Source organism: Acidovorax sp. GW821-FHT09A11, assembly GCF_059418365.1.
In genome coordinates, this window is the sequence record NZ_JBWKPS010000008.1 from 87,070 (window position 1) to 99,606 (window position 12,537).

10 protein-coding genes are annotated in these 12,537 nt (G+C 67.4%); 7 read left to right on the forward strand and 3 right to left on the reverse strand.

The window, feature by feature from the left end; all coding sequences use genetic code 11:
- Nucleotides 1-52: 52 nt before the first annotated feature.
- Together ahpF and ahpC are read right to left on the reverse strand one after the other, a co-directional pair.
- Entirely contained in the window at nucleotides 53-1,669 is a 1,617-nt protein-coding gene (gene ahpF, locus AC07PV_RS19480) for an alkyl hydroperoxide reductase subunit F (RefSeq protein WP_218295405.1), read from the reverse strand.
- 176 nt (nucleotides 1,670-1,845) lie between these two features.
- Nucleotides 1,846-2,421 (reverse strand): alkyl hydroperoxide reductase subunit C, encoded by a 576-nt coding sequence (gene ahpC, locus AC07PV_RS19485; protein WP_218340229.1) that lies wholly within the window; start codon nucleotides 2,419-2,421, stop codon nucleotides 1,846-1,848.
- A gap of 344 nt (nucleotides 2,422-2,765) precedes the next feature.
- Here ahpC and AC07PV_RS19490 point away from each other — a divergent pair, with 344 nt between their 5' ends.
- From AC07PV_RS19490 to AC07PV_RS19520, 7 genes are all read left to right on the forward strand, one after another.
- Nucleotides 2,766-3,569, forward strand: coding sequence for an FTR1 family protein (locus AC07PV_RS19490; protein ID WP_218340228.1), 804 nt, complete (start codon nucleotides 2,766-2,768; stop codon nucleotides 3,567-3,569).
- A 267-nt stretch (nucleotides 3,570-3,836) separates the two neighbouring features.
- Nucleotides 3,837-4,313, forward strand: a complete 477-nt coding sequence (gene bfr / locus AC07PV_RS19495) for a bacterioferritin (RefSeq protein ID WP_218295408.1) — start codon at nucleotides 3,837-3,839, stop codon at nucleotides 4,311-4,313.
- 483 nt (nucleotides 4,314-4,796) lie between these two features.
- Nucleotides 4,797-5,105 (forward strand): DUF3649 domain-containing protein, encoded by a 309-nt coding sequence (locus AC07PV_RS19500; RefSeq protein WP_494631086.1) that lies wholly within the window; start codon nucleotides 4,797-4,799, stop codon nucleotides 5,103-5,105.
- A gap of 47 nt (nucleotides 5,106-5,152) precedes the next feature.
- A complete protein-coding gene (locus AC07PV_RS19505; protein ID WP_494631132.1) occupies nucleotides 5,153-6,928 on the forward strand; it encodes a PepSY-associated TM helix domain-containing protein in 1,776 nt (591 codons plus the stop codon).
- A gap of 3 nt (nucleotides 6,929-6,931) precedes the next feature.
- Nucleotides 6,932-7,264: a DUF3325 domain-containing protein gene (locus AC07PV_RS19510; RefSeq protein ID WP_218295410.1), complete on the forward strand. Its 333-nt coding sequence runs from the start codon at nucleotides 6,932-6,934 to the stop codon at nucleotides 7,262-7,264.
- A gap of 174 nt (nucleotides 7,265-7,438) precedes the next feature.
- Complete coding sequence (locus AC07PV_RS19515; RefSeq protein WP_494631088.1) at nucleotides 7,439-9,598, forward strand: TonB-dependent receptor; 2,160 nt, start codon at nucleotides 7,439-7,441, stop codon at nucleotides 9,596-9,598.
- Between the two features lie 113 nt (nucleotides 9,599-9,711).
- Nucleotides 9,712-11,841, forward strand: a complete 2,130-nt coding sequence (locus AC07PV_RS19520; protein WP_218340224.1) for a TonB-dependent siderophore receptor — start codon at nucleotides 9,712-9,714, stop codon at nucleotides 11,839-11,841.
- Between the two features lie 54 nt (nucleotides 11,842-11,895).
- On the opposite strand, the gene AC07PV_RS19525 is transcribed toward AC07PV_RS19520, so the two are convergent.
- Nucleotides 11,896-12,444 (reverse strand): hypothetical protein, encoded by a 549-nt coding sequence (locus AC07PV_RS19525; protein ID WP_369642894.1) that lies wholly within the window; start codon nucleotides 12,442-12,444, stop codon nucleotides 11,896-11,898.
- Between the last annotated feature and the right edge of the window lie 93 nt (nucleotides 12,445-12,537).

The following is a 12,537-nucleotide window of genomic DNA, read 5'->3' on the forward strand; positions in this document are numbered from 1 at the left end:
ATAGCTTCCAGCGCTTTACCATCAAGCGCTGCAGGCCATTTTCAATCAAACATCAAACGGTTTCCGCCACCGTTTCCGCAGCCGGGGCACCCGCTGGCGCGGCCGCCACCACCGGCATGCGGATCAGGTGGTCGAATGCGCTCAGCGCGGCCTTCGACCCATCGCCCGCAGCGATCACGATCTGCTTGAACGGCACCGTGGTGCAGTCCCCCGCCGCGAACACGCCGGGCAGGTTGGTGCGGCCGTGCGAGTCGACGATGATCTCGCCGAACCTGGACAGCTCCACCGTGCCCTTGAGCCATTCGGTGTTGGGCACCAGGCCGATCTGCACGAACACGCCTTCGAGCTGCACCAGGTGCTCCACGCCCGTGGCGCGGTCCTTGTACTTGAGGCCGTTGACCTTGCCGTCGGCACCGGTGATCTCGGTGGTCTGCGCGTTGGTGTGGATGGTCACGTTGTGCAGGCTCTTGAGCTTGTTGACCAGCACGGCGTCCGCCTTGAGCTGGTCGGCGAACTCCACCAGCGTGACATGGGCCACGATGCCGGCCAGGTCGATGGCAGCCTCGACTCCCGAGTTGCCGCCGCCGATGACCGACACGCGCTTGCCCTTGAACAGCGGGCCGTCGCAGTGCGGGCAGTAGGCCACGCCCTTGTTCTTGTACTCGGCTTCGCCGGGCACGTTGACATTGCGCCAGCGCGCGCCGGTGGACAGGATCACCGTCTTCGATTGCAAGGTGGCGCCGTTGGCCAGCTTCACACCGATCAGGCCGCCGGGCTGGGCCGCGGGGATCAGCTGGTCGGCGCGCTGCAGGTTCATGATGTCCACGTCGTAGGCGCGGGTGTGGGCTTCCAGGGCAGCGGCGAACTTGGGTCCGTCGGTTTCCAGCACGGAGATGTAGTTCTCGATGGCCAGCGTGTCGTTGACCTGGCCGCCGAAGCGCTCGGCCGCCACGCCGGTGCGGATGCCCTTGCGGGCCGCGTACACGGCGGCCGCGGCGCCGGCGGGGCCGCCGCCGACGATGAGCACGTCGTACGGTGCCTTGGCCGACAGCTTGGCCGCGTCACGGGCGGCGGCGCCGGTGTCGAGCTTGGCCACGATCTCCTCGACCGACATGCGGCCCGAGGCGAACACCTGGCCGTTCATGAACACCATGGGCACGGCCATGATCTCGCGGTCGGCCACTTCCTGCTGGAAGGCGCCGCCTTCGATCACGGTGGTCTTGATCTTGGGGTTGACGATGGCCATGAGCGACAGCGCCTGCACCACGTCCGGGCAGTTGTGGCAGGTCAGGCTCATGTAGACCTCGAAGTTGAAGTCACCGTCGAGCGCGGCGATCTGCTCGATCACCTCGGGCTCGACCTTGGGCGGGTGGCCGCCGGTCCACAGCAGGGCCAGCACCAGCGAGGTGAATTCGTGGCCCAGGGGCAGGCCGGCAAAACGCAGCGAATTCGTGCTGCCCACGCGCTGCAGGCTGAACGAGGGCTTGCGCGCGTCGTTGCCGTCGGTGCGCAGCGTGATCTTGTCGCTGCGCAGGGATTGGATGGTCGTCAGCAGCTCGCGCATCTCGCGGGCGGTTTCGCTGTCGTCCAGGGAAGCCACCAGTTCGAACGGCTGCGTCACGCGCTCCAGGTAGGCGGAAAGCTGGGTCTTGAGTTGTTCGTCGAGCATGGTGGTGTCCTTTCGAGTTGTGACTTGCAGGGTGGGGGTTGGGGCTGCTTGTGGCAAGCCCGGCACCGCAAAGGTAGGTGAAAAAGGCGTAAAAAAGCCGGACGGCATGGCGCGCGTGCGCCATGGCGCTGTCCGGCTGGGGAGCGCCCGCAGCGCTCTGCCGAATCAGTGTCCGCTCAGATCTTGCCGACCAGGTCTAGCGAAGGAGCCAGGGTCTTGGCGCCGTCGTTCCACTTGGCGGGGCAGACTTCACCGGGGTGGGCGGCGGTGTACTGGGCCGCCTTGAGCTTGCGCACGGTTTCCTTCACGTCGCGCGCGATCTCGTTGGAGTGGATTTCGGACGTCTTGATGATGCCGTCGGGGTTGACCACGAACGTGCCGCGCAGTGCCAAGCCTTCTTCAGGGATGTGCACGCCAAACGCGTTGGTCAGCTGGTGCGTAGGGTCGCCGACCAGGGGGAACTTGGCCTTGCCCACGGCGGGCGAGGTTTCGTGCCACACCTTGTGCGAGAAGTGCGTGTCGGTCGTGACGATGTAGACCTCGGTGCCAGCCTTCTGGAACTCTGCGTAGTGCTCGGCGGCGTCTTCGATTTCGGTAGGGCAGTTGAAGGTGAAGGCTGCGGGCATGAAGATCAGCACGGACCACTTGCCCTTCAGGTCGGCTTCGGTCAGGTCGATGAATTCACCCTTGCCATTGCGGTTGACGAAAGCGGTGGTCTTGAACGGCTGAACTTGCGTATTGATCAGGGACATTGCTGTTTCCTTGTTGGTGGTTGAGTGAACAGGACTGAAGTCTAGGCCTTTCCGGGCCATCAATCCAATTAATTGATTAGATCAAATCAATTGCCAATAACTATACATCGAGACTGAAACCGGAAAATCCTCCGCCCCCGGTCCACAGGGGAACATGCCCAACCATTGCGCCTTGTCAAATATTCAAATACAACTCATTCTCAGTTGAATTTATGATCTGCTCCAGGGGCGCAAGGCACATCCATCTCCGCACGGCTCACGTCGGGTGTGACCCCACCGGCCCCGCGCGCTGGATGGAAAAGCGCAAGCAGCTCATAAACTCATAGCAAAGAACCGAATCCGCCATGTTCCAGACCCTCTTGATCTGTTTCCGCGAGGGGCTTGAAGCCCTGCTTGTCGTGGCCATCGCCACCTTGTATCTGCGCAAGACCGGGCGCCTGGCGCTGCTGCTGCCACTGCGCGCCGGTGTCGTGGTGGCGGTGCTGCTGTCGCTGGTGCTGGGCTGGGTGCTGTCGCAGGTGGGCGCGCTGTCACCCGCGGCCGAGGGGGTGATGGCCCTGGTGGCCGCGGCCGCCGTCGCCTGGTGCGTGGTGCACATGCGCAGCGCCGGCAAAGGCATGGGACAGGAGATCGCCCAGCGCATCGACCGCGCCAGCGTGCTGGAGGGCCCGCGCGCCGCCCTGGCCGTGTTTCTGTTCTCGCTGTTCATGGTGGGCCGCGAAGGCGTGGAGACCGCCACGATGCTGGCCGCGCTGGCCCGCAGCGCCGAGCTGGGCTACATGGCCTGGGGCGGCATCGCCGGCCTGGCCCTGGCCATCGCCATTGCATGGGCCTGGACGCGCTACGGCCGTGCGGTGAACCTGGGCCGCTTCTTCCGCGTGACCTCGTGGTTCATGGCGGTGTTCGCGGTCCAGCTCGTGGTCTATGCCTTCCACGAATTCACCGAAGGCGCGCTGATTCCGGGCATCGACAACGCCTGGTGGCACGCCGCCACCGAGGATCTGGCCGAAGGCACGATGGCCCAGGCGATCTCGCTGGCCCTGGTGCTGGTCCCCACGCTGTGGCTGGGCATTGCGCACTGGCGCGACCAGCAGCGCGCCGGGCAGCCCACGGCCACGCCAGCGGGCCCGTCCGCCAAGGCGCTGTAGCCCGCTGGCAGGCCAGGCCGCCACGCGCGGCCCGGCGATGCGCCGGGGCCCTGGGTCATCACACCCAGGGCCTTTTTTTTGGCGGGAAGCGGCATGGCGCCGCGCACGAAGCCCGCCCCGGCCGCGCTCGGCTCACGGCCCACCCGCGCGGGAATGCGAACACAACTCAGCATCACACGCACCCCGTGCGCCCCCGCAGGGGATTGCCTTGCGCCTGCTGACGCAGGTCACGACAATCGGGCGGAATCAACACAATAAGGAGTCCCCATGAAAGGTGACGCACAGGTCATTGGCCATCTGCAGGCCCAGCTCAAGAACGAGCTCACGGCCATCAACCAGTACTTCCTGCACTACCGCATGCTCAAGCACTGGGGCTTCGACAAGCTGGCCAAGAAGGAGTACTCCGAATCCATCGGCGAGATGAAGCATGCCGACTGGCTGATGGACCGCATCTTCATGCTCGACGGCCTGCCCAACCTGCAGGACCTCGCCAAGCTCCAGGTCGGTGAAGACGTGCCAGAGATCCTGGCCTGCGACCTGCGCTCCGAACAAGGCGCCCAGGCCACCATCAAGGAAGGCATGGCCCATTGCGAAAGCGTGCGTGACTACGTCTCGCGCGACCTCCTGCAAAAGATCCTGGATGACACGGAAGAGCACATCGACTTCATCGAAACCCAGATCGACCTGATTGACAAGGTCGGCCTGCAGAACTACCTGCAGTCGCAGATGGGCGACGCGGACTGAAGCAAGAGTTCACCAGAGCGCTCCACGAAAAAACCACCAACGAAGAAATCAGAAAAACGGGCCCTGGCCCGTTTTTTTGTGTCCGCGCGAAGGCAGGGCCGCATCGCCCTGCAGTCACAGGATGTTGCAACTGCACATCAAAGCCGCCAAAGTTGTGCCGCAATAAATGCGAATGCTTCTCAACAAAAGTAGAATGCGTTCTTACGACCGGCGCCCGCCCTTCCCTGCCCACCTCTTCCCCAGACCTGATGGCATGGAGTGCGCGTTGCGCCCGGGTGCCGTGATTGATTCCCTGAATACCTAGCCAGCCAGTCAGCCGGGCCCTGCCCCGCTGCAGCCAGCGTTTGTACGTTTGTTGTGTCCAAACCTGCCTGGAGCCTTCCTGATGCTGCGCCGCACCGCCAGCCCCTGCCTGCCCGGGGCCTCCGCTTCTTTCCGATCGCCCGGATCACCTGCTGACAGCCGCGCCCCGGCTGGCACGCCATGAAGACCGCGCGTGTCGACTGGCGCTACCGGCTGGCCATCACCTCCCGCGCCGTGGCGGCCATCGGAGGCGGCTATGCGCTGGCGGCGGGGTTCGCGGCCGCGTTGTCGCTGGGGCTGGCGCAGTTCATGCCGCGGGTGGAAGCCGTGCTGACGGCCACCATGCTGGCCTGGCTGGCCTACGCCATGGCCGCGGGCTGGGCGTTCTATGCCCGCACCGCCCTGGGTGCATGGGCCGGCACGCTGCTGCCGGCGCTGGTACTGGGCGCCTGCGCCATGGCGTCGCAATGGATGAAGGCCGCCGCATGAACGCCACCACACTGACACCCGACGCGTCCGCAGACATGGCAGCGGGCATGCCCACGGCTGCCCCGGTCAACGCCAAGGCCAAAGCCGCCAGGACACCCAATGACCGAGAAGGCTTTCGCCAGGCGATGTCGTGGCTGCACACCTGGGCCGGGCTGATCCTGGGCTGGCTGCTGTTTGCGATCTTCCTCACCGGCACGCTGTCGTTCTTCAAGAACGAGTTCAACCTGTGGATGCGCCCCGAGATGCACGGCCTGCCCGCGGCGGATGCGCAGGTGGCCCAGAAGTCGCTGGACGCATTGCAGCGCAAGTCGCCCGAGGTCACGCAGTGGATCATGCACCTGCCCGACGAGCGCGACCCGGCCGTCAACCTGCTGTGGCGCGGCACCGGCAACGGCCGGTTCGAGACGCTGCGCATGAACCCGCAGACCGGCGAAGCCATCGAGGCGCGCCAGACCATGGGCGGCGACTTCTTCTACCGCTTTCACTTCGAGCTGCGCACGGCCCAGAAGGGCCGCTGGACCCTCGAAGGCCGCTGGGTGGTGGGCGTGGCCACGATGCTGATGTTCGTCGCGCTGATCACGGGCGTGATCACGCACCGGCGCATCTTCAAGGACTTCTTCACCTTCCGTCCCACCAAGGGCGGGCAGCGCGCCTGGCTGGATGCGCACAATGTCACCGGCGTGCTGGTGCTGCCGTTCTACCTGATGATCACCTTCAGCGGGCTGATGATCTTCCACACGCTGTACATGCCCGCCGGCATCGCCACCACGTACAAGAATGAAAAAGGCGTGGACTCCAACGCGTACTTTGCCGACCTGCAGGGCGAGAAGGCCGAGAGCCGCCCCCGCCGCGGCGCAAACGACAAGGTGGAGCCCCTGCCCGCCATCGCGCTGCAGCCCATCCTGACCGAAGCACGCACCCGCTGGGACGGCGGGCGCATCGGCAGCCTGCAGGCGCGCCGCGATGCCAAGGGCCGCGCCGTGGTCGAGGTCACGCGCCACGAGGGCGACCGACTGCAGTACCGCCCGCCGCGCCTGTTGTTCGACGCCACCACCGGCCAGTGGCTGGACCAGGCCGACCCCACGGGCCCCGCCGCCAAGACGTATGGCGTGCTGTACGGGCTGCACCTGGCGCGCTTTGCCGATGTGGGCATGCGCTGGGCCCTCTTCGGCTTTGGCGTGCTGGGCAGCCTGATGATCGCCACGGGCATGGTGCTGTGGACCGTCAAGCGCAGCGCCCTGTCGCAAACCAAAGCCGGCCGCCAAGGCGCTGCCGCCCCTGCAGCGCGCACCAAGGCGCCCTTTGGCGAGCGCCTGGTGGCCGCCATCAATATCGCCACGCTGGCGGGCCTGCCGCTGGCCTGCGGCGTGTACGTGGCCTCCAACCGCCTGATCCCCGTGGGCATCGAGGGCCGGGCGGACACCGAGCTGGCCTGGTTCTTCAGCGCCTGGGGCATCGCGCTGCTGTGGGCACTGGCCTGCGCTGTAGTGCGCCCCAGCCGCATGGGCTGGTCGGTGCCGCTGGGCGCTGCGGGTGCCGTGTGGACGGCCCTGCCGCTGATCAATGCGCTGACCACCCACACCCACCTGGGCGTCACGCTGCCCGCGGGCGAATGGATCTGGGCGAGCATGGACCTGTCGTTCCTGGCCACGGGCCTCCTGCTGGGCTGGCTGTCCTGGCGGCTGCGCCCGGGGCGCGTGCCCAAGGGCAAGGCCGCTGTGTCCAAGGCATTGCGCCACGCCGCCGCTGCCAGCGCATCCGCCCCACAGCCCGCTGCACCGGCGCTGTCGGCAACGCCCGACGTCTCGACCTCGGGGGCCTGATCCATGTCCGCTTTTCTGCTGTGTTTCGCGGCGTGGTCCGCCATCGCACTGGGCATGGACCGCCACCATGAAGACGCGCTGGGCCGGGAAGGCACGGAGCGCCGCCTGCTGCACCTGCGCCGCGCCGGGTGGCTGGTGCTGCTGCTGTCGCTGTGGCTGGCGGCCCGCCCCTCGGGCGAGACCCCAGCCTCGCTGGGCATCACCGCCTGGACCGTCGCGCTCTCCGTGGCGGCGGTGGCCGTGACGGCCACCATGACCTGGCAACCCCGGCGCGCCCCGGCCTTGGCGGGCGCGGCCCTGGCGGGCGGCCTGCTCGCGTGGGCCTGGGGCTGGTGATGAACACCGCCGCCCGCCCGCCAGACCTCCGCCCCTGAACGTTACCGCCACCACCCGCACCCCTTTTCACGCTTCGCACACCTCCCAGCCAAGGGCCGACCACCGGCCCGCGCCAGGCACGGGGTGCGGGGTTGCCGTCTTCATCTGCGCTGCGCACACGCCCGAGGAAAAACCATGCACGCCATCCGCCAGTCCCACACGCTCAGACCCCTGTCGGCTGCCCTGCTCGCCGCGCTTTGCAGCGCCGCGTGGGCGCAGAGCCCGCCGCCGGCCACCGCACCGCAGACGCTGGGCGAGGTCACGGTGCAGTCCACCACTGGGGACGACGGCTACTCGCCCGCCGCCAGCACCTCGGCCACCAAGGGCAGCGCGCCGCTGCGCGACGTGCCCCAGGCCGTGAACGTGGTGCCCGAGCAGCTCATGCGCGACCAGGGCACGCGGTCGATGGAAGACGTGCTGCGCAACGTGCCCGGCGTGGCCATGAGCCACGGCGACGGGCAGCGCGACCAGGTGGTGATCCGCGGCTTCACGGCCATCGCCGACCAGTTTGTCGACGGCGTGCGCGACGATGCGCTGTACTTCCGCGACCTGGCCGACATCGAGCGCGTGGAGGTGCTCAAGGGCCCCGCCGCCGTGCTGTACGGGCGCGGATCGTCGGGCGGCCTGATCAACCGCGTGACCAAGAAGCCCAGGTTCGGCGAGACCTCGGGCGAGGCATCGCTGGGCCTGGGCAGCTTCGATTACCGCCGCGCCACGGCCGATGTGAATGTGGGCATCAGCGACACCGCGGCCTTTCGCATCAACGCCGCGGTGGAAGACTCGGGCAGCTACCGCGACCAGCAGTTCGTCAAGCGCCACAACTTCGCGCCGTCGCTCGCGCTCAAGCTCGCGGCGCAGACCGACCTGCTGCTGCAGTACACCCACGCCCGCGACCAGCGCCTGACGGACTTTGGCATTCCCGCGCTCAACGGCCGCCCCGTCAACGTGTCGCCCCGCACGTACTACGGCTCCAGCAACGCCGCGCAGGACGACACCACCACCAGCACCATGCAGTCGTTCGCGGCCACGCTGAACCACCGCTTCAACGACGACTGGTCGGTGCGCAACGTCACGCGCCTGTACGACTACGCGCTGGACCGCTACAACACCCTGCCCGGCGGCACCACCGACCCGGTGAACCTGACCGTGGGCCGCACGCGCTCGTTCGTCCTGCGCGACGAAAAAGGCTTCTTCAACCAGACCGACGTCACCTGGCGCCACCAGCTGGGCGGCTTCCAGCAGGAATGGCTGATGGGCGTGGAGCTGGGCCAGCAGAAGAAGCGCGCCGAGTCCGTCTCGGGCGGCGCCGACCGCGTGCCGATCTTCAACCCCGGCAACCGCCCTGCCCCCGCCATCCCGGCCGCCAGCTTTGCGGCCGACGGCGCCATCCCCAGCCACACCACGCAGGACACGGCCGCGCTGTACTGGCAAAACCAGATCACGCTGGCGCCGCAATGGAAGGCACTGGTGGGCGCGCGCTACGACGTGTTCGGGCAGGAGACCACGTTCGACCGCAAGCTCGCGGGCCTCTCGCGTACCGACAAGAAGTTCAGCCCCCGCGCGGGCCTGGTGTGGCAGCCCAGCGAGGCGCTCTCGTACTACGTGTCGTACAGCAAGTCGTTCCAGCCCTCGGCCGAGACCTTTGCGCTGGCGGCCAACACCACCGGCGCCGAGCCCGAGATCACCGAGAACAAGGAAATCGGCGTGAAGCTCGACGTGCTGGACGGCCGCCTGAACTTCACCGGCGCGCTGTTCAACCTCGAGCGCACCAACATCAAGAACACCGACCCGACCAACCCGTCGCGCCAGATCAACGTGGGCACGCAGCGCACCAACGGCCTGGAGCTGACCGCCAATGGCCGCCTGCCCGGCCGCTGGGACGTGAGCGCCGGCTACGCGTGGCTCGATGGTCGCATGACCAGGTCGCTGGCCACCACGGGCTCGCTGCAGTTGCCCACGGCGGCCATCGCGGCGCAGGGCAAGGTGGCCGCGCTCACGCCGCGCAACTCCGCGTTCGTATGGGCCATGAAGGACCTGGGCCACGGCCTGCGCGTGGGCGGCGGCGTGAACTACGTGGGTGCACGCTTCACCTCGCTGACCAACCTGGTCACCCTGCCCGGCTACACCACGCTCGACGCCGCGCTGCAGTACACGGTGGGCCAGTGGGATGTGGACGTGAACGTGAAGAACCTGGCCAACCGCAAGTACTACGTGTCGGCCCACGGCAGCAACGACAACCTGATCCTGCCCGGCTCGCCCCGCGCGCTGCAGGTGACGCTGCGCACCCGGTTCTGACACGGCACATGCAGGCGCCGCCAGCAAATTCAAAGCCTTTTACGCCACCAGCGCTTGATGGAAAAGCGCTGGCAGCTACTCAATTCATAGCAACATCGAGGAGGAGAAGCACCATGCGCATGCACCCATTGGCCCTGGCGGCCTCGCTGCTGGCCACGCTGGCCACAGCCCAGGCCCAGGCACAGACAGCCCCCACCCCTGCCGCCACCGCCGCCCTGCCCGAGGTCAAGGTGACCGATGGCGCGGACGGCGCCACCACCGAGGGCAGCGGCCAGTACACCGCCCGCGAAGTCAGCGTGGGCAAGCTGCAGCAGACGCCGCGCGAGACGCCCCAGTCCATCAGCGTGGTCACGCGCCAGCAGCTCGACGACCGCAACCTGACCAAGGTCGAGGACGCCATCAAGCTGAGCACTGGCATGACCATCACGCGGCTGGACGGCGCGGGCAACTACAACTCGTTCCAGTCGCGGGGGTTCGATCTGGGTGCGATCCAGCTCGACGGTGTGCCCATTCCGCAAGGCAACTACAGCACGCTCGATACGGCCATGTACGACCGCATCGAAGTGCTGCGCGGCCCGGCCGGCCTGCTGCAGGGCGCGAGCGAACCCGGCGGCACCGTCAACCTGGTGCGCAAGCGCGCCCCGTCCAAACTGGCCATCGGTGCCGATGCGGCGGTGGGCTCGTTCGGCCTGCGCCGCGGCACGGTGGACGTGGGCGGCGGCCTCAACGCCGAAGGCACGATCCGCGCGCGCGCCGTGGCCGTGGTGGAAGACCGCGACAGCCACATCGACACGCTGTTCAACAACAAGCGCCTGGGCTACGGCACGCTGGAATGGGACATCGCCCCGTCCACCACCGTGTCGGTGGGCGCAGCACAGCAGCGCGTGCGCGCCGCCATCGATCAGGGCCTGCCCACCTATGCCGACGGCCGCCTGGCCGACCTGCCCCGCAGTTCCTTTGCCGGCCTGCGCGCCAACCGCCAGGACCTGGAAACCACCGACGTTTTCGCCGAGCTGGAGCACCGCCTGGCCGGCGGCGGCGTGGTGCGCCTGTCCGCGCGGGACATCGACCGCACGGCCTTCTACCGCTCCGCCCGGGCCAACAGTGCCCTGGCCGCCGACGGCAGCTTCACCATGGAAACCGTGGACGGAGACTTCCACGTGCGCACCCGCAACTACGACGCCTTCCTGGCCACGCCGGTGCAGGTGGCGGGCCGCACCCACAAGCTGCTGGTGGGCGCCAGCCACAACGAAGGCAGGACCTGGGACGGCAACTACATCTACGGGCCGACCCTGCCCTTCAACCTGCTGCGGCCCAACTACGACCTGGCGTACCCCGACATCACGCTCAAGGGCTTCACCTCCATCGTCACCCGCCGCGAGAACGCGCTGTACGGGCAGGCCCAGGTCAGCCTGGCCGATACCGTCAAGCTGCTCGCGGGGGGGCGCCTCTCGTGGGCCGAGGTGGTGACGCGCAGCACCAGTACCGGCGCGGTCACCGCATCGGCCGATCCCGGCCGCCAGTTCGTGCCTTCCATCGCGCTGATGTGGGACTTCCACCCGCAGTACACCGGCTACGCCAGCTACGCCGAAACCTTCGTGGTGCAAACCCAGCTCACCGCGGCCAAGCAACTGCTCGACCCGCGCACGGGCAAGCAGGTCGAGCTGGGTGTCAAGGGCGAGTTCCTGCAAAAGCGCCTTCAGGCCCATGCAGCGCTGTTCCGCATCATCGACGAGAACCGCGCTGTCGCGGACCCGGTGGTGACCAACGCATCGATCGCCGGCGGCAAGGTGCGCGCGCAGGGCTTCGAGACCGAGGTCAGCGGCCAGCCACAGCCCGGCTGGGACATCGTGGCGGGCTACGCCTACAACGACACCCGCTACCTGAAGGCGCCCGTCGCCCAGCAGGGCCAGGTGTTCAGCCCCATCACGCCGCGCCACAGCGTGAACCTGTTCACCCGCTATGCCTTCACCAGCCCGGCGCTGCGCGGCTTCAGCGTGGGCGGAGGCATGTCGTACCGCAGCGCGTTCTTCGCGCAAAGCGGCGCGCTGCGCATCAACGCGCCCGGCTACGCGGTGTTCAACGCGCAGGTGGGCTACCAGATCAACGACCACCTGTCGTTGAACCTGTCGGTGGACAACCTGCTGGACAAGACCTACTACGAGAAGGTATCCGGGGTGTCGCGCCAGAACTTCTATGGCGAGCCACGCCGCGTGACGGTGGCGCTCAAGGCGCGGTACTGACGGGGAAGCGGGCTACCGCCAGCGGGCCTGCCCGGGCCCGCCGGCTGCCGCGCCTCAGCGTGCGGGAGCGCGCTGCAGGTTCACCTTCCAGTCGAGCCGTGTGGCCTTGCGCGCGACGGGCCCGTGGTTCTCGCCGCTCACGCACAGGTTGCGGCCGTACTTGAACGATGGCACGTTCATGGACAGGCTGCCGGTACTGGCGGACACCAAGGTATCGCAGCTGCTCACGTCCGGCTCCACATGGAAGTATGTCTGGTAGCTCTGGCCACGCTCGGGTACGAAGGCCACGGTCACCCGGCAGATCCGGTTCTGGGCCACGCGCGCATCGATGTAGTAGTGCGAGAGCACGAACGGCTTGCCGGCCGGAATCTGCACCGTCTTGCCCACGGAAGGGTTCTCCACGTCCTTCGTCATCCCGGTGAAGGTCGCCAGACGGATGCCGTCCTTGTGGGGCACGCAGTCTTCGTTCTCGTACGCCTCGGTGAAGAAGTGGGCGTTGTTGCCGATGATCTTCAGCGTGGCGCTGTCGGCGGTGGGTTGGGGGTGGTACTGCGAAGCGCAGCCAGCCAGCGCGATGGCGCAAAGGGCAAGGCAATGTTTCATGGATGAAAGTGTCTTTTGATGGCCGGAAGGCCAAGTGTTGTAGTGGCGACGGTCACGCACCCGTTCGGGCACGCCCGCGCACTATAGCCACGC